Here is a 25,189-nt window from a genome sequence, read left to right on the forward strand (position 1 = left end):
GCTTCAATCACTGGGGGAAAAGAGGAAGAAAAATGGATCAGCGCACGACGATCAGCTCGCCCTTGCCCGCCGCTGCCACGTCGCCCAGATGGCGCTCGAAACCGCGCGCGGCCAGCGAGCCGAACGCGCCGCCGTGGCGCGCCAGGTCGCGCGCCAGCAGTTGCCAGAATACAGGCGCGCCGGCGCCGGCCGGCACGAAGGTGGGCGCGAGCCCGGGCGCCGGCCCGGCGAAGACCACGCTGCCGCGCCGCATGCCGTAGCCCACGTGCGCGCCCGCACGGCCGGCGATGGCGATGGTGCCGGCCACCATGCGGGAGGCCAGGAACTCGCCCGCGTCACCGAAGATCAGCGCCGTGCCGCGGCGCATGCGGTCGCCGAAACGCGCGCCGGCGTTGCCGCGCACCAGCAGCGAGCCGCCGCGCATGCCGTCCATGCTGCCGGGCAGGGTGCCGGCGGCGAAGTCGCCGACATGGCCTGCGATGTCCAACGTGCCGCCGGCCATCTCGCAGGCAGCGAGGTCGGCGGCGTGGCCTTTCACCGTCAGCGTGCCGGCGCTCATCGCGCCGCCGGCGTAGTCGCCCACGCTGCCCTCGGCGATCAGCGTGCCGCCGTTCATCTGCCAGCCGACGAAGTCGCAGCGCGAGAGATCGCCTTGCAGCAGCAGCGTGTCGTCGCGGCGCGGCGCCACGGTGAAGAATTCGGCCAGCGGCACGAAGGCATTGCCATGGGCGAGGGGCAGCCTCTCGACCTCGGCAGCGCTCAACGAGGCGAACGCATTGGGCGTCACGCCGCGCACATCGAGCCGCAGCGCCGGCGCGCTTTTCAGCGTCAGGGTGAAGCCGGTCATGCCGCACCCTCCCCCAGCAGCTTGCGCAGATGGAAGTGGAAGGGCCCGAGCTTGCCGCCGTAGTTGCCCGCCGAGATGCGCAGCAGGCCTTGCGCCGCGCCGAGCGCGATGCCGGCCTGCATGCCGACGCGCATCGCCGCGCCCACGTCGGCCTCGGTCAGGCCGTCGATCACGATTTCCATCACGCAGCGGGTCTCGCTGGTCAGCTCGGTCTTCTTCGTGAGGCCGACCAGGCCGGGGCAGAAGGCGTCGTTGGTCGAGGCGCCCAGCGCCGGGTACTTGCTGCCGACCTTGGATCCCGAGCGCACCACGCCGCCCGGGAAGGGCATGATGACGTTGGGCAGCGCCTTCATCGCCGCCACCGCGGCTTCGGCGGCGGCCAGCGCGGCATCGGTGTCGCGCGCCAGCAGCAGCAGGTTGCCGCCGCCGACGCCCTTGACGACGGCCGTGGTTTCTTCGGCGACGAACTCGCCGTCCATCACCGGCACGCGCCAGTAGCGCTTGCCGGCTATCACCTTGGACATCTGCCAGCCGTCGCCGAAGAAGCGCAGGTTCTTGCCCAGCGCCACCGCTTCGCCTTCGTCGATGCCGGCATAGACGGCGGTGGTCGGGCAGGTCAGCACGCATTGGCCGACGCGGCGCTCGATCTGCTTGGCGAGTTCCTTGCCCGACATCGCGAAGAGCAGCACCGCGATGCCGGGGCGGCCGTCGGGCGTTTCGCTCGCGGGAAGTTCGCGCTCGATGCCGGCCTCGCAGCCGCAGGCGATCACCGAGGTGGCGAAGCCGGTGGCGGCCACGGCCGCGTGGCGCGCCCAGACCGGGTTGTGCGCGGTGATGAGCAGCCGCGTCGCCTTCATGGCGAAGGCTTCGGCGAAGGTGTCGTCGATGCTCACGCCGTTGCGCTTCATGCCTCACTCCCGGTGAAGCACTCGGCCGGCAGCAAACGCCCGCCGTTGCAGCAGTTGCACAGCTCGTCGTGCGTGATCGCCACGTTGTCGAAGCCGATCGCGCCGTGGTCCTGCCAGTGCTTGCGCAGGGTCTTCTCGATCGCCGTGTCGTAGCCGGGCTCGACGAAGTGCGTGCCGCCGGCCGGCGTGGCCAGCAGCGTGCCGCCGCGCGCCACCGGCACGCCGTCCTTGAACACCCACTCGGGCGTCTTGAACATCGCCTCGCGGTCGGCCGCGTCGCGGTAGATCGTGATGTCGGCGGCCGCGCCCGCGCCGAGCTGGCCGCGTTCCTTCAGGCCGAGCAGCCGCGCCGGGCCGGCGCGCGTCATCACCGCGATCTCGTCGAGCGTCAGCTCGCGCGTGATCGACTTCAAGGCGCAGCCGGCCGCCACCTCCGGGTGCAGCTTCGCCAGTTGCTCCTCGCGGAAACCGCGGTCCATCAGCAGCCGGATCAGGTGAGGGTAGCTGGTGAAGGGCGCGCCGTTCGGGTGGTCGGTGGTCAGCACCACCTGCCAGGGGTTGCGCACCAGCAGGAAGATCTCCAGCCCGATCACCCATTGCAGCGCGTTCACGTAGCTCTGCTCTCGGTAGCGGAACGGCACCACGCCGCAGCCGGCCATCAGCTCGATGTCGGCGCCGACCCATTTGCGCGGGCTGGCGAGATCGGCCTGCGCCACCTGGCGCATCGTGTCGCCCGAGGCGGTGACGGTCTGGCCGAACATGATCTGGCCGATGTCGATGCTGATCTGCGGGTTGGCGTTGACGGCTTCGGCGATCTGCAAGGCCGCCGACGAGAACTTCTTCGGCCCCTCGGTGCCGTAGGCGTGGAACTGGATGTGCGTCAGGTGCGCCGGCAGGCCTTCGAGCGCGGCGATGGTGTCCAGCGTCGAGCGGATGTTGCCCGGCACGCCGAGGTTGCTGCCGTGGATGTGCAGCGGGTGCGGCACGCCGAGTTCCTTCAGCGCGCGCGCCAGCGCATGCACCACCTGGCGCGGCGTGACCTCCCAGCGCACGTGCGCCTCGTCGACGTCGAGCTTGCGCTGGTTGAACTTGAAGGCCGAGATGCCGCCCGGATTCACCACCTTCACGCCCATCGCCTTGCTGGCGTTGATGGTCCAGGCGGTGTAGTCGCGGATCTGGTCGAAGTTCTTCAGCTCCGGCCCGCCGCGCGCGAGCAGTTCGAGGAACAGCTCGTCGCTGCCCAGCATCACGTAGGCGCCGTGGTCGAGCACCGGCACGTCGCCCATCTCCATGTGGGCGTGGCGCGCGTTGCTGGGCACCATCGCGGGCTCGAAGGCCGCGGTGTAGCCCATCTCGACGTAGCGGTAGCCGGTGGCCAGCGTGCCCGGCGCGCAGTTGCCGCAGGAGGCGAGCTCGAGCGCGTTGCGCGGCAGGGCGATGGGGTTGACGCCGTCGCGGTGGTCTTCTGCCATCAGCAGCCGCGCGAGGTTGACCTTGCCGCCGCCGATGTGCGTGTGCATGTCGATGCCGCCGGCCATCACGACGCAGCCGGCGGCGTCGACGGTCTGGTTGTGCGCCTCGCCGGCAACGGGCGCGGCGATGCGGCCGTCGCGGATCACGATGTCCCGCACCGCGTCGACGCGGTTGGCGGGGTCGATCACGCGCCCGCCGCGGATCAGGGTGCTCTTGCTCATGCGGCCTTCCTCGCCGGCAGGCCCGCCAGCATCCGTCCGGCGAGGGCCGCGACGGTGGGCAGCGCATCGGGCCGCGCGGCGCGCAGCGGCACCAGCACCGTGCCGTCGGTGCGGAAGACGTGGCCGGCCGAGCCGATGCCGGGCGTGCTGACGGCGATGAAGACGCTGCCGGCGCGCCGCACGCGCGGCGCCAGCGCCGGATGGCCGAGCACGATCAGCGGCAGGCCCTGGTCGGGCGGCGCCGCGTCGGCGTCGAAGGCCGACACCCACAGCAGCGCATCGACGGCGCCCTGCCCGATCAGCCGCAGGCCGCCGTAGCGCAGCGGCTCATGCTCCAGCCCGCGCGGCCCGGCGCGCGAGCGCAGCGGCAGGCCCGACAGCCACGCGAACACCTGGTTGGCCGTGCCCGCGCCGTTGCCGCCGGCGATCCACAGCGCGGCGGCGCGCGTCGTGCGGTTGAGCGTGTTGACCGTGCGGTGCAGCGTCTCGACGATCAGCGCGCCCTGCGCCGGCAGCAGCGCCGGGGTACCCACCAGCACGGCGTAGCGCGCGGCGTGCAGGCGATCGGCGAGTGCACGCAGCGGCTCGGCAAGGTTTGCCGACGCCATCGCCGGGCGCTGCGCCACCAATGCGTCGAGCAGCGACACGGTGTCGAACAGATCGCCTTGCAGCGCAATGGATTCCACCGTCACGCCCGAGCCGGACGACGCCGCCCAGTTCGCCAGCACCGCCTCGTCGCCCTCGCACGGGCCGAGCACGACGACGTGGCGCTGCGGCACCTGCGGGTCGCCTATGCCCAGCCGCTCGCGGATTCCCGAGGCCAGCGCGAGCGGCAGGCCGCCGACGAACACGATCACATCGGCGCGCGTGCGCACCTCGGCCAGCGTGGCGGTGAACTGGCCGCGATCCTGCAGCGCGCGCAGGCCGTGCATCAGCGCCTCGCCGGGCGCGGCGTCGCAGATCGCGCCGCTCGCGCAGGCCAGCGGGTAGAGCGCACGGGCGCCGGCCACGTCGGTGGCGAGGTTGGCGAACAGCGGCTGGCGGCTGGCGGCGAGCATGCGCGCCGCAGCGGCCACGGCTTCGTCCACCGTCGCCGCCCGGCCGTCGATCTCGGCCAGCGGCGCCGGCGGCGCGCTGCTGAAGCTGGCCAGCGCGCGGCGCGCCCGGGCGCAGTCGCCGGCTGCCAGTTCGAGCGGCTGCGCGCCGCTGCCGACACGCAGCTCCAGGTGATCGCAGGCCAGCGGGCAGAACGGGCAGGTCCAGGTCATGGAAGCTTCGTCACGCAAGCGATGTGCCATTCGGCGGCGCCACGCCGCGCCCGGCGCCGCGCCGGCGCGGCGCAGCCTGCGCGGCCAAAACTGCCACACAGTGTTTCGGAATCGTCGGCCGGCGGGCGCCGCACCCCCCGCCCGGCGGTGGCACGAATCGTGATGGTGCTGCGCTCATGGCTCTTCGTCATGCCCGCGCCGCGGCTGGCAGCCGCCCATCGTGCAGTGCGCTCGCCACCAGCCAGGCGTGGGCGCCGGCGGCGCGCGCGGCATCGAGGTCGTGTTCGTCGCGGATGCCGCCGGCGCCGACCAGCCGCGTCGCCGGCGACTTCGCCTGCACCTCGCGCAGCGTCGCCAGATCCGGCCCGGCGGCGGCGCCGACGCGTTCCAGCGTCATCACGATCACGCGGCTGGGCCACAGCATGGGCGACTCCCAGGCGCCGGCGGCGTCGAGCCGGCGGCCGTCGCGACGGTCGAGCGAGAGCACGCCGGCCTCGCGGCCAGCGCCGCACGCGGCGAGCGCCTCGCGCGAGCGCAGCGATTCGCTGGCAAAAACCGGCACGACGCGTTCGGCGCCCGGCCCGATGCGCTCGCGCAGCGCCTCGGCCGCCGCCCGGTCGGCGAAGCCGGCATCGAGCCAGAGTTCCAGTTCGGGCATCGCGCGCAGGATGCGCCGCAGCGCCGCCACCTGCGCCTGGCCGCCGGTCAGCGCATCGAGGTCGGCGGCGTACAGCCGCGTCGACGCGCAATGCGCGCACAGCGCGCGCGCCACGGCCAGCGGCTCGCTGCCCTCGCACAGCGTCGAGACCACCGGCTTGTACGATGCGCGTTCGCCGCGCAGCGCACGCACCGCGTGGCCACGCATCAGGTCGATCACGGGAATCAGCAGCATGAAGGTGCCGGAATGAGGCGGGTGTTCGTCTACGAGTATCTCAGCGGCGGCGGCCTGGTCGACGGCGACGCCCAGGCCAGCGCCGAGTTGCTGCCGCAAGGCCTGGCGATGCGCGATGCGCTGGTGGCCGAGCTGCTGGACAGCGGCGATTTTGCGGTCAGCGCTGCCACCTGCGAACGCGCCGCCGCGCCGCCGGCCGGCGCCGTGGCCGTGACGGCGCGCGACGGCGAGACGCCGCTGGCCTTTGCCACGCGGCTGGCCGCGCAGCACGACGCCGCGCTGGTGGTCGCCCCGGAGAGCGACGGCTGCCTGGCCGCCTTCGAGCGCGCCATCGGCGCGCCGCGCTGGCGGGGCTGCGACGCGCGCAGCATCGCGATCGCCTCCAGCAAGACCGCGACGCTGCGCCACCTCGCGGCGCACGGCATCGTCACGCCGCTGGCGTTCGCGCACGAGGCGCAGCGCTGGGTCGTCAAGCCCGACGACGGCGCCGGCAGCGTCGCCACGCGGGTGCACGCCAACCGCCTGGCCGCCGAAGCCGACCTGGCCGGGCGCGAGGCGCGCGGCGCGAGCGCCTGCCTGGAACCGTGGGTGGATGGCGAGCCGGCCAGCCTGTCGCTGCTGTGCGGACACGGCGGCCACGCCGAGCTGCTGAGCGTGAACCGCCAACGCATCGCCGCGCTGCCCGACGGCACGCTGCGCTACGACGGCGTCGAGATCGACGTGCTGCCGCGCGCCGCGCCGGCATGGCAGGCGCTGGCGGCGCTGGCCGGGCGCGTCGTCGCCGCCCTGCCCGGCCTGCACGGGCTGGTCGGCGTCGACTTCATCGCCAGCGCCTACCACGGCCCGGTTGTCATTGAGGTCAACCCGCGCCCCACCTGCGCCTGCGTCGGCCTGTCCGCGCGGCTGCAACGCAAGCTCGCGCGCGAGTGGCTCGCCCTGTCGCCGCGCGAGACCAGCCATGCCTGAACGCGGCGTGATCGGCTGGGACATCGGCGGCGCGCACGTCAAGGCGGCACGCTGGCAGGGCGGCGCGATCGTCGACGCGGTGCAATGGCCCTGCCCGCTGTGGCAGGGCATGGACCGGCTCGACGCCGCGCTCGACGCGGCCCGCGCGCGCTGGCCCGACCTCGCCGCCCAGGCGCAGGCGGTGACCATGACCGGCGAGATGGTCGACCTGTTCGAACACCGCGAGCAGGGCGTGGCGCGCATCGCCGCGCGGCTGGCCGAGGCGCTGCCGGCGCCGCGCTTCTTCGCCGGCACGGGCTGGCCCGCGGCCCACGAAGCCGCCGCGCACTGGCAGCGCATCGCCTCGGCCAACTGGCTCGCCACCGCGCGCCACGCCGCGCGCGCGCTGCCGGCGGACGATGGCCTGCTGCTCGACATCGGCAGCACCACCACCGACCTGGTCGCGCTGCGCCGCGGCCACGTGCTCGGCGAGAACGGCACCGACGCGCAGCGCCTGGCCAGCGGCGAGCTGGTCTACCTCGGCGTGGTTCGCACGCCGCTGTGCGCGCTGGCGCGGCGCATCGCGTGGCGCGGCCGGCCGCACAACGTGATGAACGAGTTCTTCGCGACCACGGCCGACGTCTACCGCCTGAGCGGCGAGCTCGACCCCGAGCACGACCAGCACCCGAGCGCCGACAACGCGCCCAAGGACGCGCACCACACGCGCGCGCGGCTGGCGCGCATGATCGGCCTGGACGAGCGCGACGGCAGCGCCGCGCAGTGGGCCGAGTTCGCCGCCGCGTGGCGCGCGGCGCAGCTCGCCGAGTGGCACGAGCAGTTGCGGCGCGTGATCGCGCTGCACGACCTGCGCCCCGGCGCCACGCTGGTGGCGGCCGGCTGCGGCGCCTTCCTCGCCGGCGAGTTGCTGCCGCCCGGCTGGCGGCTCGCGCACTACGCCGACGCGGTGGCGCGCGTGGCCGGCGGCGACGCCGCGCTGCGTCGCTGGGTGCAGGTGGGCGCGCCGGCCGCCGCGGTGGCGTCGCTGTATGCCGAACGGATCGCCGAGGAAGCCGCCCCATGTGGGTCGTGAAGATCGGCGGCAGCCTCAACCACGACCCGCTGCTGCCGCAGTGGCTGGCGCTGCTGGCGCAGCTCGGCGGCGGGCGCGTGACGCTGGTGTGCGGCGGCGGCAGCTTCGCCGACGAGGTGCGGCGCACGCAGTCGCACTGGCGCTTCGACGACCTGGCCGCGCACAACATGGCGGTGCTGGCGATGACGCAGAGCGCCTACCTGGCGCACGCGCTGCAGCCGGCGCTGCGGCTGGCGCGCGACCAGAGCGAGATCCGCGCGGTGCTGCGCGGCGGCCAGGTCGCGCTGTGGCTGCCCTGCGACTGGCTGCGCGAGCGCGGCGGCGCCGACACCGGCTGGGACACCAGCTCGGACAGCATCGCGCTCGATCTGGCGCGCCAGCTCAACGCCGAGCGGCTGGTGGTGGTGAAGTCCTGCACGATCGCTCCGCACGCGAGCCTGGCCGAGCTGGGCCACGCCGGCGTGCTCGATGCGCGTTTCGCCGCCACCGCCGCCGGCGCGAATTTCCCGATCGACCTGGTTCACCGCGCCGAGCTGGCGCGCATGCGCTCGCTGCTGATCGGCGAGCCGCGGCCGCCGGCCTGAGCGCCGCGCATCGCCGCGGCCAGGGTTTGCAGCCGCCCGGCATCGAGCGCGGCGCCGCGCTCGCCGCCGGCGCATACCGCGCCGCGGAAGCCGGCGAAGTCGGGCGCCAGCGCTGCGATGCGTCCGGCCTGTTCGCGGCGCAGCGCGCCGGCCAGGCCCACCATCACGCCCGCCGCGCGCGCCGTCGCGACGAAGCGTGCGATCGCCGCCGCCGGCAGGGCGTCGAACAGGCTGCCGCCGCGCTTGTCGGCGGTGTCGAGCATCACGCCGGCGAAGCCCAGCCCGAGCGCCAGCGCGACGGCGCGTTCGTCGAGCCCGCGGTCGGCGATGAACACCGGTACCAGCGGCGTTCCGCTGCGCGCCAGCGCGCGCAGCAGCGCGCCGGCGCCCGGGCCGCGCTCGATGCCGACCTTGACGATGTCCACGCCGCAGGCGGCGACGCGCCGCACGCGCGCCAGGATCTCGGCCTGCTCGCCCGGCGCCAGGTCGCCGATCGTCGCGCTCACCGGCTGGGCATGGCCGTGCGCGCGCAGCGCCGGCACGATGGCGCGCAGCGTGTCTTCGGGCAGGCCGCCGAGCGCGCCTCGCGCCGGCTCCTTCAGGTCGATGAAGTCGGCGCCGCCGCGCGCGGCCAGCAGCGCCTCGGCGACGCTGCGCACGCTGACCAGCAGCCGCACGCTCATCGCGACGCCGCCTTCGCGCGATGCGCCGCCACGGCGTCCTGCAGCCAGCCCCAGGCCTCGTGTTCGCCCGGTCCGGCGGTCTTGTCGATGGCGATGCGCAGGTAGGCCATCTCGGCGTCGATCTTGTCCATCGGCAGCATGTGCAGCCGGCTGACCAGCACCGCGCCCTCCACCACCGCGGCCTGCGCGCGGTTCAGGCCCATGAAGCCCGCGTGGCCGGCCTCGTGCACGCGCGCCATGCGCAGCACCGGCCGCAGCGCGTCGTCGAGATGCTCGTCCAGGCTCAGCTCGACGTGGTGCAGCGCGCACGCCAGGCGCTGCCCGGCGATCTTCTCGGCGGCCAGCAGCGGCCACGCGCGCCGGCCCGTGACGCAGCCGGCGAACACGCGCGTGTCGGTCAGCAGGTTGAGCACCGCGTGCCGCGTCGCGACGATGTTGGCCAGCGTGGTGGACGGCTTGAAGGGCATCAGCACCACGCGAGCGCCCTGGTAGCGCACGCCCATCGGCGCGACGTGCGCCACGCCCTCGGGCGACTGCGTGGTGACCACGGTTTCGAAGATCTGGTCGTTCATTTGTTCTCCGGCGCGGAGCGCGTCGTGCCCGGCGCGCACCAGGCGTCGAGGTTCTCGGCCTCGCGCTCGACCGCGCAGCCCCAGTCGAGCGGCTGGTCCTGCACGTAGCGCTTGCCCAGGCGCCAGGCGATCTCGGCGTGCGCCAGCTCCACGCCCATGTAGAAGGCGTGCGCGGCGTCGCCCTCCAGGCCGAGGCGCGGCCACAGGTCGAAAGCCCGGGTGCCGTGGCGGATGCCGTCGCGGTTGTAGACATGCAGGCCGTCATGGGCCACCTGCACGCGGAAGTTCGGGTCCCTCACCTGCGCCGCGGTGGCGGCGATCTCGTCGGGCGTGTCGGGGAACGGGTGCTTGTCGTGCGCCGTCATCAGCGCGCCGCTCATGCCCTTGGGCAGCGAACGGTTGCGCACCGCCGCGTGCATGATGCGGCGCGCCCAGTCGGCCTCGCGCACCGCGCGGCGCGCGTGCGCGCTGACCTGCGTGGTCAGCACCGCCGCGATGTTCAGCTCGGCGCCGATGCCGAACAGCAGCGCGTTGATGCCGCTGGTGTCGGCCTCGGTCAGCTCGGTGAGGTTGCCCACGCCCATCATGATCGGCGCCTCGGGGTAGCGCGCGCGCAGCGCGTGGTAGCGCAGCAGCGAGGCGGTGAAGCCGAACGGGATCGGATCGAGGATGGGGTCGGCGAGGAAGGCGCGGCCCTTCGCGGCGAGCGCGTCGATCGCGGCGTACAGCGAGGCCTCGTCCTGCGGCGTCTTCGCGATCAGGATCGGCGTGCTCGCCACCTCGTCGGCGAGCCACAGCGTGTCGAGCGTGAGGCTGAGCAGGTAATCGGCGCCGGCGCGCCCGCCGCGCAGCAGCTCCTGCGCGTCGACCGAATCGACGCTGACCGCGAAGCCGGCCTGCTTCAAGGCGCGCACGCCGTCTTCGAGGTGCGGGAACGGTGTCTCGGGCAGGCAGCCGAGGTCGATCACGTCGGCGCCGTCGCGTGCGAGCGCCTGGGCGCGCGCGACGATCGCGTCGACCGACAGGCGCGGCGCGTCGACGATCTCGGCGAAGATCGCCACCTCGTACTCGCTCAGGTCCACCGGCTTGGCGGCGCGGTTGAAGAAGCGCGGCAGGTCCTTCAGTTCCTCGGGCCCGCGCTGTACCGGGACGCCGAAGTGTTCCGACAGCGCCGCCACGTCGCCGCGGCAGCGGCCGGGCACGATGATGCGGTCGGCCCGCACCGGCGGCTCGACGCGGCGGCGGATCATGTCGGCCGTCATCAGCGCGGCGACCTGCAGGCCGATCTCGCGCACCTCGTGCGTGAAGGGTGCGTCGGCGATGTTCGCCAGCACCTTCTCGAGCTGCGGCTGCGCGAGCCTGCCGGTCAGGAAGACGATGTGTTCCATGCGAGGCGCAGCGCATCGAGGCGCCGTTGCAGCGCCGCTTCGAGTTCATCCGGCGAGCTGACGACCTCGCAGAAGTCGACCGCGCGCAGGCGCTCGACGTTGTCGAGTTCGAGCCGGCGCGGCCGCAGCGTCACCCAGTCGTGCGGCGATCGGGTCACCACCACCGGCTCGGTATCGCACGCGAACACGATGCCGGGGATGGCGAGCTTGCCGGCCTGCGCGAACATGTTGGTCGGCAGCGTGTCGCTGATGCCCACGACGCACTTGGCCACCGTGTTGCTCGTCGCCGGCGCGATCACCACCGTGTGGTAGATGTCGTCGTAGAGCATGCCCACCGGCACCGCGCTGGCGGTCTTGTCGCGCACCAGGCGGAAGCCGGGGCCGAAGCGCGGCTTCAGTTCCTCGGGCCGCATGCCGTAGATGTTGAGCACTTCCTCGGCGGCATCCGACAGGAACAGGTCGAGATCCGGCAGGCGCCGCGCCAGCGCCATCGACTCATCCAGGAAATGGCCGGAACCGGTGATGCACCAGGCGAAGCGCGAGCGCTTCGCGAAATCTGGCTCACTCGGGGTGACTGACCTCGATGTGGAGCTTGTGGAGCTTGCGGTAGAGGGTGTTTCGGCTGACATCGAGCGCCTTGGCGACGTTGCTCACGTTCCAGCGATGCTGTTCGAGCAATTGGAGCAGAACCTGGCGTTCGTTGGCCTGGATGGGGTTGAGCTTGACCGGAAGATCCTCGGGCACGGCCGGCGCCGTCGTCGCCGCGGCCAACGGCGCCACGGCCTTGGGCGACAGCGCCGGTGCCGGCGCGTGCAGCAGCGAGGGCAGGTGCTCGCGCGTGATCGGCCGACCATCGGCCAGCGCCGCGGCGCTGCGCAGCACGTGGCGAAGCTGGCGGATGTTGCCCGGCCAGGCGTGCTCCATCAGCAGCCGCTCGGCGTCGGCCGAGAGGCTGGCCGCGCCGCCGCCCGCCTCCGAGTTCAGCACGGCCTGGATCAGCTCGCGCCTGTCGCTGCGCTCGCGCAGCGGCGGCAGGCTCAGCTCGATGCCGGCGAGGCGGTAGTACAGGTCTTCGCGGAACTTGCCCTCGCGCACGCGCGTCGGCAGGTGCTGGTGGCTGGCGCTGATGAGCTGGAAGTCGACCGGGTGCGTCTCCTCGGTGCCCAGCGGCGTGACCTGGCGCTCGTCGAGCACGCGCAGCAGGCGCGCCTGCAGTTCCAGCGGCATGTCGGCGATCTCGTCGAGGAACAGCGTGCCGCCGTCGGCCTGCAGGATCTTGCCGCGCCGGCCGGTGCGCTGCGCGCCGGTGAAGGCGCCGGCACGGTAGCCGAACAGCTCGGACTCGATCAGCGTCTCGGGCAGGCTGGCGCAGTTGACCGCCACGAAAGCGCCGCCGGCATGCGGGCTGACCTCGTGCACCGCGCGCGCGAACACCTCCTTGCCCGAGCCGGTCTCGCCGCACAGCAGCACCGGCGTCTGGCGCGCGATCACGCGGCGCGCGGTGTCCAGCGCGGCGACCAGGCGCGTGTCGAGGAAAGTCGCGCTGCTCGCCTGCCTGGGCGCGGCCACGGCGGTACGCGCCGCCGGCCGCGCGGCCGGCGCGGGCAGCGGCGGCGCTTCCACCGCCGGCACCGACACGCCCGGCCCGGCCAGCACCGGCGCCTTGGCGTCGCGCGCGGGGCGGCGCGCCACCGCGAAGAAACGCAGCGCGGCGTTGGCGCGGTAGGTCACCACGGGATGAAACGACGAGGCGTTGCTGCGCTGGAGCATGTCTTCCAGCGAGGTCTGGAAGAAGTCCTCGATGCGGCGCGCGCGGATGTCGCTCATCGACTGCAGGCCGAGCTGGAACAGCGCGCTGCGGTTCGCCGCGAGGATGCGGCCGTCGTCGCCCACCGCCAGCTTGCCCTCGTGCAGCGTGTAGACGAACTCGGGGCGGCTGTGGAAGTGCAGCGGGTGCGCGTTGCCGTAGCGCGTGTCGATCAGGCGATTCTCGATCATGCGCGCCGTCATGCCCAGCAGCACCAGCAGGTGCTGCTGCATCAGGCTGGAGCGGCTGGTGACGTCGAGCACCGCGGCGATCTCGCCCGACGGGTCGTACACCGGCACCGCCGAGCAGGTGAGCTGGGTGAATTCGTTGAAGAAATGGTCTTCCTTGCGCACCGACACCGGCCCGCCGGCGGCCAGGCAGGTGCCCATGCCGTTGGTGCCCATCGCCGCCTCGCTCCAGGCGCCGCCGACGCGCAGGCCGAGCGGGCCAGCCTCGGCGGCGAACTCGGGCGAGGACACCATGTGCACGATCACGCCGTCGGTGTCGGTCAGCACCACGGCCGCCTCGGGGTCGGCGAGCTGCTGGTACAGCGTGGTCATCTCGTAGCGCGCGCAGGCGATCACGTCGGCGCGGCGCGCGCGGCGCTCCTCGAGCTCGACGCGCGCGACGAACGAGGGCTCGCAGGGCCGCGCCGGGTCGAGCCGGTATTCGTTCAGGCAGCGGCTCCACGACTGCGCCACCGGGTCGTTGGCCTGCGGCTGCGCGCCGGCGCGCACCAGTTCCAGAATCCGGTCGGCATGCCTGTGGGCTTCACGCATCGTCATCGTCATCATCGTCTCCAGGCAGGCCCGACAAAATCGGGAACCATTCTCGATTGTGGTGCGGGCATTCCACCCCCCGCACCGGGTAAACCACGGGTGCCGCCGCGCGGCGCCCGGCCTGCAACTTGCTGCCGCTCACCCCACGCCCCGTTCACCCCATGGAGACTCGCTTGACGCCCCTCGATGCCCAGAGCACCGGCTTCGTCGCCGCCCCCGCCATCGCCGGCGCGCCGCTGGACCTGATCTTCATCGAAGGCCTCACCGGCCAGACGGTGATCGGCATCCACGACAGCGAGTTGCACCGCCCGCAGCCGGTGGTGATCGACCTGCACGCCGGCCTCGCGCGCTCGCGCGCCTGCGACACCGACCGCATCGGCGACACGATCGACTACGGCGCCGTGCACGAGCGCCTGCGCACGCTGCTGGCCGGGCACGGGGTGCAGTTGCTGGAAGCCCTGGCCGAGACGATCGCCGGCATCCTGATCGACGAGTTCGGCGCGCGCTGGGTACGCGTCAAGGTAGTCAAGCCGCGCAAGTTCGACGACGTGGCCGCGGTGGGCGTGCAGATCGAGCGCTTCGCGCCGGAACCCGCGCCGCGCGGCGCGGCCGTGCTGCACCTGCTGGGCAGCGGCATGGTGCCGGGCGAGCGGCGCTGACGGGGCGAGCACCGCACGACGACCGGACGGCAAAAAGCCGACCGGACACACCGGTCGGCAACTCTCGACCCTCGCTCACGAGACGCGCCCTCGCGGGCGCGCCCCCTCTCTCTCACTTCGCCTGGAACGGGTGGGCCACCGAGCCCTTCTTGGCCACGACTTCCGCGGCGGTCGGCGAGCCGGCGACGGCGCGCGCGAGCGCTTCCTTGGTGGCGCGGTAGTTGTAATCCTGGATCTTCTTGTCGTCTTCGGCCAGCCAGTGGATGAAGACGCCGACGCTGATGAACAGGTTGTCGGCCTCGGCGGCGGGAATGGTGCCGTCCTCGACGCTGTCGGCCACGGCCATCGCCACGGCGCGCTGCGCCGGGCCGAACATCTGCACCGCCTGCTTGGCACCCTTGATCGTCACCTTGTTGAACATCACGGTGGCGGGTTTGGTCAGCAGGTTCGGCGCCACCACGGCCAGCAAGGAGGTGAAGCCGTCCTTGTTGTTGGTCAGCGCGTTGGCGAACGCGGACTCGGCCGCCGAGCCGCGCGGCCCGATGATCAGGTCGATGTGCGCGACCTCGTTGCCGTCACCGACGAGCGACTCGCCAACCATCATGCGATCGATCTTTGCCATGGCTTTTCCATCTCCTGTAAGTGATTCTTGAAGTGTCGACACACTGGCCCGCGGCGCAGCGTGCGATCCAGCTAACACGTTCCATGCCATGGCGGCGCGAGCAAGCCGGCCGCGAACACGCTCGCGACCACGAGGTCGGCGCTGGTCCCGGGGTTGATGCCCTGCGCCTTGAGCGCCTCGTCCCAACGCGGCAGACCGGCCTCGCGCGCAGACGCGTCGAGCGCCCGCCAGCCCTGCGCCGAGCGCATGACAGTGTGTGCCACGGCCTCGCCGTGTTTTCGAACAATGTGTGAATCGGGCCAGGCCGCCAGAAAGGCGAGGAACAGGCGCTGCACCGCGGCGCACGTCGCCGCGTCGGCGTCTTCGCCCGGCGCGGCATCCGGCACCGGACCAGGGGAAAGGTTCCCGAGGCCGGTCTCGAACACGTCGAGGAAGCCGCTCGCGTACTGCGCCGCGATGCGGTCGCGCGGCGCGGCCAGCGCCATCGCGTCGCGCAGGCCCCGCGTGGGCTCGTCGCGCACGTCCTGCTCGGGCGCGGCGCCGAGGCCGCCCGGATTCGCCTGCGCGATCGCGCGGTAGGCGGCGCGCGCGTCGTCGAGGTCGAGCGCGGCGAGCACGTCGGCGAGCGCCGCGCGCAATGCCGCAGCGCCTGAGCGCGCGCCCGCTCGCTCGGCCGCCGCCGCGAGCGGCGCGCACAGCAGCAGGATGCCGAGGTTGGTGTTGCAGCCGACGGCGCGCCAGGTGGCATCCATCGCCGCCTCGATGCGCGCGCCGACGCGCGCGCCCGGCGCGCACAGCGGCGCGGCGGCCGCGCGGGCGCTGGCGACGAACTGCTCGGCGCGCATGCGGTGCCCGGCCGAGGCCAGGCTGACGTTGCCGGGCTTGCGCACCGCCACGTCGAGCCAGCAGGCGCGCAGGAAGCAGTCTTCGATCGAGCGCGGGTTCATGCGCGGCGCGCCGGCCGCGCCGCCGCGATGCGCCGGTCGAGCAGGTCGTCGACGATCGCGCGCGCGATGTTGAACGGCGTCACGCGCTGCAAGCCCTGCCAGGCGGCAACGCCGTTGACTTCGAGCACGCGCAGCCGGTCCATCGAGCCGTCGGGCAGGATGTCGACGCCGGCGTAGTCCATCTGCAGCGTGCGCGCCGCGGCCTCGGCGATCCCGGCCAGCGCCGGGCTCGGCGCGCAGGGCTCGCAGCGCGCGCCCTGCTTGACGTTGTGCACCCAGTGCGTGCTGACGCGCTTCATCGCCGTCAGCGCCCGCCCACCGACCACCAGCACGCGCCAGTCGAAGCCGGGCGAGGTGATCGGCGCGATGAAGCGTTGCAGGTAGGCCAGCGAGCCGTACGGCCCCTTCAGCTCGGGCAGCGGCACGTGCGCGCCGGCCACGCAGCCGACGAGCCGCAAGCCCTTGCCCTGCGAGCCGAACAGCGGCTTGAGCACCAGCGCGCGGCCGGCCGCGCTCTCGCGCATCACCAGGCGGCGCGCCTGCGCGGGCGACTCCAGCGCCCAGGTCGCCGGCGTCGCGATGCCGGCGGCGTGCAGCAGCAGGCTGGTCATGCTCTTGTCGACGCTGCGCTCGATGGCCCGCGCGTCGTTGTAGACCGGCACGCCCAGCTCGCGCAGCGCGTGCAGCACGCCCAGGCGCTTGGTCACCTGCTCGAAGCTGCCGCCCGCGATGCCGCGCACCAGCACCGCGTCGGGCAGCGCGGTGCCGAAGCCGGGGATCACGAGGCCGTGCCAGGCGGCGCTGGTGTCGATGCGGCAGTCTTCGAGATCGACGCAGCGCCCCAGCGCGCCGCGCTCGCGCAGCGCGGCCTGCAACTGGCGCGTGTGCCAGCCGACCTCGTCGGCGGCGATCGCGACGCGCAGGCTCATGCCGGCTCCAGCCACAGGCCGCGCAGCAGGTCCATGTTCAGCGCGCCGGCGTGGAAGGTGGCGCCGCTGTCGAGGTTGCTGATCCACACCTCGGCCGGCGCGAACAGGGCCGGGTCGATCTTGTAGAAGTCGTACTCGACGGCCTTGAAGATCTCGGCGAAGGAGCGGCCGTAGTCCTTGGAATTGCGCGAAGGCAGTTGCTGCGCGAGCGCGCGCGCCGCCTCGTCGCTGCCGCACACGCTCAGGTGGACGCGCCCGCCGTACAGGATCGCGTCGTTGGTGCGCCCCATCGCCTCGACGCCGTCCGGGCTGGGCGCGGGCACCGGCGCGCTGGCGATGCCGTCGACCACGTGGTCGAGGCGGAAGCCCAGCTCGTGCGTCTTGTGCAGCGCCACCTCGAGCACGCGCGCCACCACCTGCGTGGTGCCGGCGGCGCTGCTGGTGGGCGTCAGCACGATGGTCAGGCCCTCCGGCGCCAGGCCGCAGTCGCGCAGCAGTTTTTGCACGATCACCGCCGGCGGCGCGCGGTCGACTTCGAGCACGATCACGCCGCGGTCGGCGCGGTCGCGGTAGCCGAGCTCGGCGTAGAGCTTCTCCTTGCCGGCCAGCGCGCGCGCCGGGCCGGAGCCCAGCGAGAAGAACTTCTTGCCGCCGGTCTCTTCCTTGCTCGCCGCCAGGCTCCAGCCGGCGTACTGGCTGGCCAGGCAGGCCAGCACCGGCTGCGAGCTGCGCACCTCCAGCCAGCTCGGCCAGCCGTCGGCGGCGGACGTCTTCAGCGCGACGCTGCCGAAGCCGCCCAGGCAGATCTCGCCGATCAGCGTGCCGGCGGCGACGCTGCCCGGCGCCGTGATGCCGGCATCGACGATGCGCGCGCCGCTGTCGTCGCGGCGCACCTGCACGCGCAGCGCGTCGGCGTCGGCGACGAGGCGATCGACCCAGGGCTGCACGTGGGCGTTCAGGCTCAGCGTGCAGCCGGCCAGGGCGGCGGGATGGTCACTCATGGCTTGTCTCCAGAAGGGCTGCGACGGCGGCGCGGCGCGCCGCCAGCCTGTCGTTCATCGTCGCTTCGCCGCCGGCTTCGGCGCAGACGCTGCATGCGGGCTCGCCGGCGCCGATGCGTGTGCCGGCCCGCGGCAGGTCGCGCGCGCCGGGCACGGCCGCGAGCGCCGCGGCCAGCGCCGCATCGACGTGCACCGGCCGCGCCGCGAACACGATCTCGCTGCCGCGCACGCGGCCGTCGCCGGCGGGTGCCGCGGGCAGTTCGGCGCGCTCGCAGGCGAGCAGGTGCGCCGAGAAGGCGCGCGGGTAGAGCGCGAGGCTGGCCGGCAGGCGGGGGTTGAGCTCGAGCACCTCGAGAGTATCGCCGTCGAGCAGCACGTCCAGGCTCGCCAGCCCGCGCACGCGGAACACGCCGGCGAGCAGGCGCACGATGGCCGTCAGCTCGCGCCGCGCGCGCTCGCTCACCGCCACCGGCCCGGCGATGCGCGTGAACACGAAGGGGCGCTTGCCGATGGCGCTGCTGCCCTGCCGGTTCACGCCCAGCAGCACGGCGTCGCGGCCGTTGCCGACGAAGCTGGCCGACATCGCCGCGCCGGGCCGCTCGCGCTGCCAGTAGCGCCCGGGCGCCGGCGCCTCGTCGACCCCGGCGCGCCGCACCTGCCAGCCGCCGCAGCCGCCGGCATGCTTGACGAGCCAGCCCGCCGGCCGGCCGGGCGGCTCGAAGGCGATGGGCGGGAAGCCGATGCCGTGCGCGTCGAGCACGCCGAAGAACTCGCGCGGATCGCGCACGCGGCGCACGTCGTCGGGCGCGCTGCCGAGCAGCGGCAGGCGCGCCGCGCCCTGTTCGAGCAGGTCGACGCGGCCGTCGAAGCCGCTACCGGCGCTCCAGGCGCGCACGTCGCCGCGCCGCGCCAGCTTGTCCAGCGCCGCGAGGAACAGTTCGTCGTCGATGCGCATCGTCGCCACGCTGCCGATCGCATGCCACTCGGCCGCGAACTGGCGCGTGTCGGCATCGCCGAACACGTCGAGCGCGACGCTGCGCAGGCCGTCGCGCGCCGCGGCCTCGGCCGGCGCGCGAGCGGAGAGCGCCGCCAGTGCCAGCACCGGCGGCTCAGCCGGCCCGGGCGGCCGATTCGGCCAGGAAGGCGCGCGCCATCGCGAAGGCCTCGGCGAAGCCCAGCACCGACTTCGGCGACTCGCGCATCTGCACCAGCAGGCGATGCTGGGTCTGGTACTTGACGTTGCCTATCGCCAGCGCGCCTATGCCGACGGCGTTCGTGCCCGCCAGCGGACTGGCGTCGTCCATCACGCCGACGCCGGCCACGCCTTCCGGCGGCACGGCGTTGACGTCGGCGGCCACGCGCAGCTTCTTCGCATGCGCGAGGTCGTCGGCCGACACCACCTGCACGCCGGCGGCGGCGCAGGCGAGGATCACGTCGGCATCGGCGATCGAGGTGCGCAGCGCGGCGCGGTCGCCGCCGGAGGTGCCGTGGATGCTCACGCCGAAGCGCGTGCCGGTCTGCCGGGCGGCCTCCTCGGCGACGTCGATGCCGTTGCGGCTGGACAGCGCCACGTCGGCGCCCGCCTGCGCGGCCAGCACGCCGGCGATGCGGCCCACCGGGCCGGTGCCGCCCAGCACCACCACGCGCAGGCCCTTCAGGCCTTGTTCGCGCTGCTTCAGCAGCGCGGCCTCGACGCTCGCCAGCATCGCCGCGGCGGTGGTGTAGGCGCCGCTCGGGTCGGCCATCAGCGAGACGACGAAGGGCGGCACCATCGCCTTCTTCGCCGCCTCGAGCATGTCGGCGGCCACCAGCGCGTCGCGCCCGCCGATGAACAGGCCGGTGCGCGCCACGCCCTTGGGGCCGCGCGAGAAGATCGCGTCCTGCGTCAGCGAGGCCACGCTCTTCATGTCGGCTTCGCAGTAGGGCACGATGATCTGGTAGCCGGCGTCGGCGGCCATGTTGATGTCGAACGGGCTCATCTGCTTGCCCGGCGTGATCATGTGCAGGATGTAGGGGCGTTCCATCAGCGCTCGTCTCCGGCTTGGGTGATGCGTGCGCCGCCGCGGCGCGCGCCGACGACGCGACATTCGAGCGCGTCGTCCAGCACGCCGGCGGCGCGCGCCGCGGCGACCAGGGCGTGCGCGGCGGTTTCCGAGGGCACGATCGCGAAGCCCGTCGGGCCCCACGAACTCTGGCCGAGCGCGGCGGCGTCGGCGCCCTGCCCGCCCCAGCAGCGCATCAGCCGGCCGACGGCCGCGCTGGTCCAGGCGCTGCCGGCCTGCGCGGGCGCGAAGTGCTCGCCCAGCCGTTGCTGCACGCGGTTCAGTCCGGCGGCGAAGGCGCCGAAGTCGTCGCCCGCCGCGCCGGGCAGCATGCGCATCAACACCTGGTGCGAGATGTCGGCGGCGTCGGCCTGCGGCAGCGCGGGCAGCGCGGCGATGGCGGCGCGCTCGGGCTCGCCGCACAGGCCGCGCATGCGCGCATCGAGCACGACGATCACGCGCCACGCGGCCGGCAGTTCGATGCGCGAGAGCAACTGGGCGGGTTGTCCGTCGCGCCCCGGGCCGCCGTCGACGAGCAGGCCGCCGGCATCGAAGCCGGCGATGCCGATGCCCGAGCGCCGGCCGCGGCCCAGCCACTGCGCGAGGGTCGCGGTGGGCGTGTCCAGCCCGTGCACGCACGCAAACGCGCGGCCGAGCGCCAGCGCGAGCTGCGTGCCCGAGCCGAAGCCGGCATGCGCCGGCAGCACGCGGCGCAGCCGCAGCGCGAGCGGCTCGCGCCGGCCGCTGCGTTCGCGCAGCGCGGCGAGGTGTTGCGCGGCGCGCGGCAGCTCGGCCTGCGCCTCGGGCGTCTCGGCCTGCAAGGCATCGCGCCCGGCGTGGCGCAGTTCCAGCTCGGTTTCGAAACCGTCGATGACCAGGCCGATGCTGCCGAAGCGCCGCCCCAGCGAACCGGATGGGTCGATGAAGCCGAGGTGCAGGCGCCCCGGCGCCTGCACGCGCACGGCGGCGCGCGGCGCGGACAGCGGCGAAGAGGCCATCGGGGGCGGCAGCGGAGCGTCTATCGGTCGGAGCATACGGCCTCAGGTAGCAAGCCCCGTTCCGCCACGCGAAGGCGCGCCAGTGCTCGCGCCGCGCGCCGCGCTGTTCCGATTGGGGGACAGTCTGTTGCGCCGGGCGGCGCGGTTCAGTCGTATTTGAGGTACTTGAAGCGCGGGTCGTCGGGCGTGCCCTGCAGCGGCCCGCCCTCTTCCCGGCCGGGCTGCCACGTCAGCACCTCCTCGATCTTCTTCGCCAGCGCGAAGTCCTTCTCGGTGATGCCCTTGGCCTCGTGGTTCTGCAGCTTCACGATGACGAAGGCGTACGAGACGGTCAGGTCGGGGTGGTGCCAGGCCGCCTCGGCGAGGTGGCCGACGGTGTTCACGACCATCAGCGTGGACTTCCAGCCGCTGGTCTTGTACTTGCGGCGGATGAAGCCGTCCTCGAAATACCACTTCGGCAGTTCGTCCTTCAGCCGCGCGTCGATCTCCTCCGCGCTGAAGGTCTCGTCGCCGCCCTTGCGTCGCCATTGCGCCATGCTCGTCTCCCGGTGCACAGGCCGCAACGATAGTCAGGGCGCCTTCACCGCGGTGAGCACATGGCCTTCGCAGCGGCCGAAGCCGATGCGGCGCGCGCCGGCCCGCTCGCAGTGCGCGCGCAGCTCGATGCTGTCGCCGTCCTGCAGGAAGGTGCGCGTCTCGCCGTTGGCCAGCGTGATCGGCCGGCGTCCGCCCTCGGTGAGTTCGAGCAGCGAGCCGCCCTGCCCCGCCGCCGGGCCGGACTGCGTGCCCGAGCCGAGCAGGTCGCCCGCGCCGAGGTTGCAGCCGCCCACGGTGTGGTGCGCGATCAGTTGCGCGAGGGTCCAGTACGAATCGCGGAAGTTCGACTGCATCAGCCGCTGGTGCGGCACGCCGGCCTCGCGCATGCGCGGCGTCTGCAAGCCGACTTCGAGCACGATGTCGATGGCACCGCCGGCGCGGTTGGCCGGCGAATCCAGGTAGGGCAACGGCTGCGGGTCGCCCGCCGGGCGCTCGAAGGGCACGCGGAACGGCGCCAGCGCCTCGGGCGTGACCACCCAGGCGGAGATCGTGCTGGCGAAGTTCTTCGCCAGGAAGGGCCCGAGCGGCTGGTACTCCCAGGCCTGCACGTCGCGCGCCGACCAGTCGTTGAGCAGCACGGTGCCGAACCAGTGCTCTTCCGCGTCGGCAATCGGAATCGGCTCGCCCTGCGCATTGCCGGCGCCGATCAGGAAACCCAGTTCCAGTTCGTGGTCGAGCCGCTGCGTCGGCGCGAGGCGCGGCACGGCGTCGTCGGGGCCCTTCAACTGGCCGAGCGGGCGGCGCACCGGCGTGCCGTCGATCACGATCGAGGAGGCGCGGCCGTGGTAGCCGATCGGCACCCAGCGGTAGTTGGGCAGCAGCGGGTTGTCGGGGCGGAACAGCTTGCCCACCGTGGTGGCATGGTGGATGCCGGTGTAGAAGTCGGTGTAGTCGCCGATGCGGCAGGGCAAGGCGTGGTCGAGCGCCGCCTGCGGCACGAGGCAGGACGCCAGCGCCGCGCGGCGCTCGCTGTCCTCGCGCAGCGCCGCCGACAGCACGGCGCGCAGGCCGCGGCGCGCGCCCGGCCCGAGCGCCATGAAGGCGGCGAGCTCGCCCTCGGCCAGCGGCGCGAGCCAGGCCGTGGCCACGCGGCCCCAGCCGCCTTGCTCGCGGGCCAGGCGCAGGTCCAGCGCCTGGTCGCCGATCGCCACGGCGATGCGCCACGGCTCGTCGCTGCCGCTGCGGCGCACGCGCGCGAACGGCAGGTTCTGGACGGGGAAGTCGCTGGCCGCGTCGTTGGCGCTCTCGACCCAGCTTCGCAGCGCGGGGTCGTGCGTCGCGTCGAGCGCGCTCATGCCGATGCTCCGATGCCGGCGCGCGCGGCCTGCAAGGCCTCGCGCAGCACGTCGAGATCGCCGACGTGGTTGGCCAGCAGCAGCACCAGGCGTGCGTTGACGAGGCGGCTGTCGGCGTCGGCCAGGCCGCGGTGCGTCTCGATCAGCATCTCGTAGAAGTCGTCGCCGGGCGTGTAGGCGTGCAGCGGCGCGGCGTTGCCGGCGCGGAAGTTGGGCTGGGTGATCAGGTGGTCCATGGCGCGGGCGGATTCAGGCGTTGCAGGTGGCACGGGCGACGGCGGCGCGCACGCGCGCGGCGTCGAAGCGGCGCCAGCGCGCGGCCACGTGCTGGTCGGGCCGCAGCAGGTAGGCGGTGCCGGGCTGCGCATCCAGGCGCGCGGCCGCCAGGCCCTTGGTGTCCAGCAGCACGCGGCAGCCGGCCGGCGTCGCGGCGCCCGCGTCGTCTTCGCCGACCACCAGGCGCGCCTGCACCGCGATCGGCGCGTCGGCCAGCGCGCGCAGCGCCGCCAGCGTGGCCGCGTCCACGTCGCCGGGCGAGCGTGCGAACAGCAGCAGCACGAAGGCGTCGCCGGTGTGGCCGAGCAGCCAGCCGTTGCGGCCCTCACAGCGCACCGGCGCATCGACCAGCGGCGCGCCGGGGCCCATCGTGCCCGCGAAGGCGTCGGCATCGGGCGTGTTCAGCGCCGAGCGGCCCAGGTGCGCGGGCACCGACAGGCGCCCCGAATTGACCAGCCCGCGCGCGAAGCCGTGCTCGCGCGCCAGCGTCAGCACGGCGTTGCGGAAGTCCTTCGACACCTCGCTCTTGGGCGTGATGAAGTCGGTCGAGCGCGTCGAGTTCATCAGGTTCTCGTCGGCCGCAGCGACACGCTCGTCGCTGTAGCTGTCGAGCAGCGATTCGGGCGCGAGGCCGCGCATCACCAGCAGCAGCTTCCAGGCGAGGTTGTCGGTGTCCTGCAGGCCGGAGTTGGCGCCGCGCGCGCCGAAGGGCGACACCTGGTGCGCCGCGTCGCCGACGAACAGCACGCGGCCATGCCGGAAGCGCTGCATGCGCCGGCACTGGAAGGTGTAGACGCTGACCCATTCCAGATCGAACTCGTGCTGCGGCCCGAGCATCGCGCGGATGCGCGGCGTCACGCGCTCGGGCTTCTTCTCCTCCTCGGGGTCGGCGTCCCAGCCGAGCTGGAAGTCGATGCGCCAGACGTTGTCGGCCTCGCGGTGCAGCAGCACGCTCTGCCCGGGGTGGAAGGGCGGGTCGAACCAGAACCAGCGCTCGGCCGGGAAGTCGGCCTTCATCACCACGTCGGCGATCAGGAAGCGGTCCTGGAACACCTTGCCGTCGATGTCCAGCCCGAGCAGGCGGCGGATCGGGCTGCGCGCGCCGTCGGCGACCACCAGCCAGTCGGTGTCGAGCGCGTAGGCGCCGTCGGCCGTCTCGACCTGCAAGCGCGCGCCCCGGCCGTCGGGCGCGACGGCGGTGACCTTGTGCTTCCAGCGCAGTTCGAGATTGGGCAACTGCTCGGCGCGCCGGACCAGGAATTCCTCGAGGTAGTACTGCTGCAGGTTGACCATGCCGGGGCGGTGGTGGTCTTCGTCGGGCAGCAGGTTGAAGCGGAACACCTCGTCGTTGCCGAAGAAGGTGCGGCCGACGTTCCAGGTGACGCCCTTGTCGACCACCGGGTCGCCGCAGCCCAGGCGGTCCAGCACTTCGAGCGCGCGCTTGGCGTAGCACAGACCGCGCGAGCCGACGCTGACGGTGTCGTCGTCGTCGAGCAGCAGCACGCGCTGGCCCTGCTGCGCGAGGTCGATCGCCGCGGCCAGGCCGATCGGGCCGGCGCCGACCACGATCACCGGGTGGCGGTCGACCGCGCCGGCGCGGTCGAGTTCGGCCGGGCGGCGGTAGGCGAACTTCGGGTAGGTATAGGTGCTGAGCATCGTGGTGCGCCGCCGGGGTTCAGTCCTCGAATTCCTTCTCGTGCATCCACGCCGCGTGCTTGGGTGCGCGTTTCGTCTTCGCCCACTCGTTCAGCATCTCCCACTTCACCGCGTCGAGCTTGGCGTTCATCTCGGGCGTGGCGGTGTCCACGGCGAGTTCGACGCGGTGGCCGTTCGGGTCGAAGAAATAGATCGACTGGAACAGCGTGTGGTCGGTCGGCCCGATCACGTCGATGCCGCCGGCCTGCAGCCTGGCCTTGGTGGCGAGCAGTTCGTCCATCGAGCCGACCTTGAAGGCGATGTGCTGCACCCACTCGGGCGTGTTCGCGTCGCGCCCCATCGGCGGCGAGTTGGGAATCTCGAAGAAGGCCAGGATGTTGCCCGCGCCGGCGTCGAGGAAGACGTGCATGTACGGGTCGGGCGCCTTGGTGGACGGCACCTGGTCTTCGGCGATCGCGAGCACGAACTCCATGCCCAGGTGCTGGCGGTACCACTCGACGGTCTGCTTGGCGTCGCGGCAGCGGTAGGCGACGTGGTGGATGCGCTGGATGCTCATTCGTTTGTCTCCGGTGAACGAGTTTCGGGCTGACAGGTGGCCGAGCCGCTCGAGCGCGGCATCGCGCCATGCGACCCAGGCGGCCGCCGCGGAACCGGCTTCGCCGGGCCGCTGGCGGCGCCCCCTGGGGGGAGCGCCGAAGGCGCTGCGGGGG

Annotated in this window: 26 protein-coding genes; 4 read left to right on the top strand and 22 right to left on the bottom strand. The window is 73.2% G+C overall.

What is annotated here, in order from left to right:
- Nucleotides 1–37: 37 nt before the first annotated feature.
- The 5 genes from QM792_RS14045 to QM792_RS14065 all read right to left on the bottom strand — a co-directional run bounded on the left by QM792_RS14045 (nt 38) and on the right by QM792_RS14065 (nt 5,609).
- Nucleotides 38–847, bottom strand: a complete 810-nt coding sequence (locus QM792_RS14045) for a formylmethanofuran dehydrogenase subunit C (RefSeq protein ID WP_415150723.1) — start codon at nt 845–847, stop codon at nt 38–40.
- Nucleotides 844–1,755, bottom strand: a complete 912-nt coding sequence (gene fhcD / locus QM792_RS14050) for a formylmethanofuran--tetrahydromethanopterin N-formyltransferase (RefSeq protein ID WP_415150724.1) — start codon at nt 1,753–1,755, stop codon at nt 844–846. Before fhcD ends, QM792_RS14045 begins: the two co-directional genes overlap by 4 nt.
- Nucleotides 1,752–3,449 carry a formylmethanofuran dehydrogenase subunit A gene (locus tag QM792_RS14055; protein WP_415150725.1) on the bottom strand — a complete coding sequence of 566 codons (1,698 nt, stop codon included), beginning with the start codon at nt 3,447–3,449 and terminating at the stop codon, nt 1,752–1,754. The genes fhcD and QM792_RS14055 overlap by 4 nt, the downstream gene beginning before the upstream one ends.
- Nucleotides 3,446–4,717, bottom strand: coding sequence for a formylmethanofuran dehydrogenase (locus QM792_RS14060; RefSeq protein WP_415150726.1), 1,272 nt, complete (start codon nt 4,715–4,717; stop codon nt 3,446–3,448). The genes QM792_RS14055 and QM792_RS14060 overlap by 4 nt, the downstream gene beginning before the upstream one ends.
- A 187-nt stretch (nt 4,718–4,904) precedes the next feature.
- On the bottom strand, nt 4,905–5,609 hold the full coding sequence (locus QM792_RS14065) for a HisA/HisF-related TIM barrel protein (protein ID WP_415150727.1): 705 nt from the start codon (nt 5,607–5,609) through the stop codon (nt 4,905–4,907).
- A gap of 12 nt (nt 5,610–5,621) precedes the next feature.
- Between QM792_RS14065 and QM792_RS14070 the strand changes: the two genes are divergently transcribed.
- Genes QM792_RS14070 through QM792_RS14080 form a run of 3 tightly spaced genes read left to right on the top strand, consistent with a single transcriptional unit; the run spans nt 5,622 to nt 8,228 of the window.
- Nucleotides 5,622–6,575: an ATP-grasp domain-containing protein gene (locus QM792_RS14070; RefSeq protein WP_415150728.1), complete on the top strand. Its 954-nt coding sequence runs from the start codon at nt 5,622–5,624 to the stop codon at nt 6,573–6,575.
- Nucleotides 6,568–7,644, top strand: coding sequence for a hydantoinase/oxoprolinase family protein (locus tag QM792_RS14075; protein ID WP_415150729.1), 1,077 nt, complete (start codon nt 6,568–6,570; stop codon nt 7,642–7,644). Before QM792_RS14070 ends, QM792_RS14075 begins: the two co-directional genes overlap by 8 nt.
- Nucleotides 7,632–8,228 carry an aspartate kinase gene (locus QM792_RS14080; RefSeq protein WP_415150730.1) on the top strand — a complete coding sequence of 199 codons (597 nt, stop codon included), beginning with the start codon at nt 7,632–7,634 and terminating at the stop codon, nt 8,226–8,228. Before QM792_RS14075 ends, QM792_RS14080 begins: the two co-directional genes overlap by 13 nt.
- On the opposite strand, the gene QM792_RS14085 is transcribed toward QM792_RS14080, so the two are convergent.
- From QM792_RS14085 to QM792_RS14105, 5 genes are read right to left on the bottom strand one after another with little or no spacing between them, the layout of a single operon-like run.
- The gene (locus QM792_RS14085) at nt 8,165–8,911 is read right to left on the bottom strand and encodes a (5-formylfuran-3-yl)methyl phosphate synthase (RefSeq protein WP_415150731.1); all 747 of its coding nucleotides are present in this window, start codon (nt 8,909–8,911) and stop codon (nt 8,165–8,167) included. The two genes, QM792_RS14080 and QM792_RS14085, sit on opposite strands and share 64 nt — an antisense overlap.
- On the bottom strand, nt 8,908–9,483 hold the full coding sequence (locus tag QM792_RS14090; RefSeq protein WP_415150732.1) for a DUF447 domain-containing protein: 576 nt from the start codon (nt 9,481–9,483) through the stop codon (nt 8,908–8,910). Before QM792_RS14090 ends, QM792_RS14085 begins: the two co-directional genes overlap by 4 nt.
- Nucleotides 9,480–10,871 (bottom strand): DUF6513 domain-containing protein, encoded by a 1,392-nt coding sequence (locus tag QM792_RS14095; protein WP_415150733.1) that lies wholly within the window; start codon nt 10,869–10,871, stop codon nt 9,480–9,482. Before QM792_RS14095 ends, QM792_RS14090 begins: the two co-directional genes overlap by 4 nt.
- Nucleotides 10,850–11,500, bottom strand: coding sequence for a flavoprotein (locus tag QM792_RS14100; protein ID WP_415150734.1), 651 nt, complete (start codon nt 11,498–11,500; stop codon nt 10,850–10,852). Before QM792_RS14100 ends, QM792_RS14095 begins: the two co-directional genes overlap by 22 nt.
- Nucleotides 11,433–13,469: a sigma-54-dependent Fis family transcriptional regulator gene (locus tag QM792_RS14105; protein ID WP_415150735.1), complete on the bottom strand. Its 2,037-nt coding sequence runs from the start codon at nt 13,467–13,469 to the stop codon at nt 11,433–11,435. Before QM792_RS14105 ends, QM792_RS14100 begins: the two co-directional genes overlap by 68 nt.
- 224 nt (nt 13,470–13,693) lie before the next feature.
- On the opposite strand from QM792_RS14105, the gene QM792_RS14110 reads away from it, so the two are divergent.
- Complete coding sequence (locus QM792_RS14110) at nt 13,694–14,116, top strand: dihydroneopterin aldolase (RefSeq protein WP_415151635.1); 423 nt, start codon at nt 13,694–13,696, stop codon at nt 14,114–14,116.
- A gap of 112 nt (nt 14,117–14,228) precedes the next feature.
- On the opposite strand, the gene fae is transcribed toward QM792_RS14110, so the two are convergent.
- The 12 genes from fae to QM792_RS14170 form a co-directional block, all read right to left on the bottom strand.
- Nucleotides 14,229–14,738, bottom strand: coding sequence for a formaldehyde-activating enzyme (gene fae, locus QM792_RS14115; RefSeq protein WP_415150736.1), 510 nt, complete (start codon nt 14,736–14,738; stop codon nt 14,229–14,231).
- A gap of 71 nt (nt 14,739–14,809) precedes the next feature.
- On the bottom strand, nt 14,810–15,685 hold the full coding sequence (locus tag QM792_RS14120; protein ID WP_415150737.1) for a triphosphoribosyl-dephospho-CoA synthase: 876 nt from the start codon (nt 15,683–15,685) through the stop codon (nt 14,810–14,812).
- Nucleotides 15,682–16,614 carry an ATP-grasp domain-containing protein gene (locus tag QM792_RS14125; RefSeq protein WP_415150738.1) on the bottom strand — a complete coding sequence of 311 codons (933 nt, stop codon included), beginning with the start codon at nt 16,612–16,614 and terminating at the stop codon, nt 15,682–15,684. Before QM792_RS14125 ends, QM792_RS14120 begins: the two co-directional genes overlap by 4 nt.
- Nucleotides 16,611–17,615, bottom strand: a complete 1,005-nt coding sequence (gene mch, locus QM792_RS14130) for a methenyltetrahydromethanopterin cyclohydrolase (RefSeq protein WP_415150739.1) — start codon at nt 17,613–17,615, stop codon at nt 16,611–16,613. Before mch ends, QM792_RS14125 begins: the two co-directional genes overlap by 4 nt.
- A complete protein-coding gene (locus QM792_RS14135; protein WP_415150740.1) occupies nt 17,608–18,717 on the bottom strand; it encodes an ATP-grasp domain-containing protein in 1,110 nt (369 codons plus the stop codon). Before QM792_RS14135 ends, mch begins: the two co-directional genes overlap by 8 nt.
- 7 nt (nt 18,718–18,724) lie before the next feature.
- Complete coding sequence (locus tag QM792_RS14140; protein ID WP_415150741.1) at nt 18,725–19,639, bottom strand: NAD(P)-dependent methylenetetrahydromethanopterin dehydrogenase; 915 nt, start codon at nt 19,637–19,639, stop codon at nt 18,725–18,727.
- On the bottom strand, nt 19,639–20,655 hold the full coding sequence (locus QM792_RS14145; RefSeq protein ID WP_415150742.1) for a beta-ribofuranosylaminobenzene 5'-phosphate synthase family protein: 1,017 nt from the start codon (nt 20,653–20,655) through the stop codon (nt 19,639–19,641). The genes QM792_RS14140 and QM792_RS14145 overlap by 1 nt, the downstream gene beginning before the upstream one ends.
- Before the next feature lie 146 nt (nt 20,656–20,801).
- On the bottom strand, nt 20,802–21,191 hold the full coding sequence (locus QM792_RS14150) for a 4a-hydroxytetrahydrobiopterin dehydratase (RefSeq protein WP_415150743.1): 390 nt from the start codon (nt 21,189–21,191) through the stop codon (nt 20,802–20,804).
- Nucleotides 21,192–21,224: 33 nt separating this feature from the next.
- Nucleotides 21,225–22,547 (bottom strand): fumarylacetoacetase, encoded by a 1,323-nt coding sequence (gene fahA, locus QM792_RS14155; RefSeq protein WP_415150744.1) that lies wholly within the window; start codon nt 22,545–22,547, stop codon nt 21,225–21,227.
- On the bottom strand, nt 22,544–22,783 hold the full coding sequence (locus QM792_RS14160) for a DUF2783 domain-containing protein (protein ID WP_415150745.1): 240 nt from the start codon (nt 22,781–22,783) through the stop codon (nt 22,544–22,546). The genes fahA and QM792_RS14160 overlap by 4 nt, the downstream gene beginning before the upstream one ends.
- A 13-nt stretch (nt 22,784–22,796) precedes the next feature.
- The gene (locus tag QM792_RS14165) at nt 22,797–24,479 is read right to left on the bottom strand and encodes an FAD-dependent oxidoreductase (RefSeq protein ID WP_415150746.1); all 1,683 of its coding nucleotides are present in this window, start codon (nt 24,477–24,479) and stop codon (nt 22,797–22,799) included.
- A 19-nt stretch (nt 24,480–24,498) separates the two neighbouring features.
- On the bottom strand, nt 24,499–25,035 hold the full coding sequence (locus QM792_RS14170) for a VOC family protein (protein WP_415150747.1): 537 nt from the start codon (nt 25,033–25,035) through the stop codon (nt 24,499–24,501).
- Nucleotides 25,036–25,189 lie beyond the last annotated feature (154 nt).

Origin of the sequence: Piscinibacter sp., assembly GCF_047600445.1 — a bacterium.
Lineage (GTDB): Bacteria > Pseudomonadota > Gammaproteobacteria > Burkholderiales > Burkholderiaceae_C > Piscinibacter.

Excerpts from the sequence above, each read along its gene's own strand:
- QM792_RS14045 (WP_415150723.1), bottom strand. The coding sequence starts at position 847 with ATGACCGGCTTCACCCTGACGCTGAAAAGCGCGCCGGCGCTGCGGCTC.
- fhcD (WP_415150724.1), bottom strand. The coding sequence starts at position 1,755 with ATGAAGCGCAACGGCGTGAGCATCGACGACACCTTCGCCGAAGCCTTC.
- QM792_RS14055 (WP_415150725.1), bottom strand. The coding sequence starts at position 3,449 with ATGAGCAAGAGCACCCTGATCCGCGGCGGGCGCGTGATCGACCCCGCC.
- QM792_RS14060 (WP_415150726.1), bottom strand. The coding sequence starts at position 4,717 with ATGACCTGGACCTGCCCGTTCTGCCCGCTGGCCTGCGATCACCTGGAG.
- QM792_RS14065 (WP_415150727.1), bottom strand. The coding sequence starts at position 5,609 with ATGCTGCTGATTCCCGTGATCGACCTGATGCGTGGCCACGCGGTGCGT.
- QM792_RS14070 (WP_415150728.1), top strand. The coding sequence starts at position 5,622 with ATGAGGCGGGTGTTCGTCTACGAGTATCTCAGCGGCGGCGGCCTGGTC.
- QM792_RS14075 (WP_415150729.1), top strand. The coding sequence starts at position 6,568 with ATGCCTGAACGCGGCGTGATCGGCTGGGACATCGGCGGCGCGCACGTC.
- QM792_RS14080 (WP_415150730.1), top strand. The coding sequence starts at position 7,632 with ATGTGGGTCGTGAAGATCGGCGGCAGCCTCAACCACGACCCGCTGCTG.
- QM792_RS14085 (WP_415150731.1), bottom strand. The coding sequence starts at position 8,911 with ATGAGCGTGCGGCTGCTGGTCAGCGTGCGCAGCGTCGCCGAGGCGCTG.
- QM792_RS14090 (WP_415150732.1), bottom strand. The coding sequence starts at position 9,483 with ATGAACGACCAGATCTTCGAAACCGTGGTCACCACGCAGTCGCCCGAG.
- QM792_RS14095 (WP_415150733.1), bottom strand. The coding sequence starts at position 10,871 with ATGGAACACATCGTCTTCCTGACCGGCAGGCTCGCGCAGCCGCAGCTC.
- QM792_RS14100 (WP_415150734.1), bottom strand. The coding sequence starts at position 11,500 with ATGTCAGCCGAAACACCCTCTACCGCAAGCTCCACAAGCTCCACATCG.
- QM792_RS14105 (WP_415150735.1), bottom strand. The coding sequence starts at position 13,469 with ATGACGATGACGATGCGTGAAGCCCACAGGCATGCCGACCGGATTCTG.
- fae (WP_415150736.1), bottom strand. The coding sequence starts at position 14,738 with ATGGCAAAGATCGATCGCATGATGGTTGGCGAGTCGCTCGTCGGTGAC.
- QM792_RS14120 (WP_415150737.1), bottom strand. The coding sequence starts at position 15,685 with ATGAACCCGCGCTCGATCGAAGACTGCTTCCTGCGCGCCTGCTGGCTC.
- QM792_RS14125 (WP_415150738.1), bottom strand. The coding sequence starts at position 16,614 with ATGAGCCTGCGCGTCGCGATCGCCGCCGACGAGGTCGGCTGGCACACG.
- mch (WP_415150739.1), bottom strand. The coding sequence starts at position 17,615 with ATGAGTGACCATCCCGCCGCCCTGGCCGGCTGCACGCTGAGCCTGAAC.
- QM792_RS14140 (WP_415150741.1), bottom strand. The coding sequence starts at position 19,639 with ATGGAACGCCCCTACATCCTGCACATGATCACGCCGGGCAAGCAGATG.
- QM792_RS14145 (WP_415150742.1), bottom strand. The coding sequence starts at position 20,655 with ATGGCCTCTTCGCCGCTGTCCGCGCCGCGCGCCGCCGTGCGCGTGCAG.
- QM792_RS14150 (WP_415150743.1), bottom strand. The coding sequence starts at position 21,191 with ATGGCGCAATGGCGACGCAAGGGCGGCGACGAGACCTTCAGCGCGGAG.
- fahA (WP_415150744.1), bottom strand. The coding sequence starts at position 22,547 with ATGAGCGCGCTCGACGCGACGCACGACCCCGCGCTGCGAAGCTGGGTC.
- QM792_RS14160 (WP_415150745.1), bottom strand. The coding sequence starts at position 22,783 with ATGGACCACCTGATCACCCAGCCCAACTTCCGCGCCGGCAACGCCGCG.
- QM792_RS14165 (WP_415150746.1), bottom strand. The coding sequence starts at position 24,479 with ATGCTCAGCACCTATACCTACCCGAAGTTCGCCTACCGCCGCCCGGCC.
- QM792_RS14170 (WP_415150747.1), bottom strand. The coding sequence starts at position 25,035 with ATGAGCATCCAGCGCATCCACCACGTCGCCTACCGCTGCCGCGACGCC.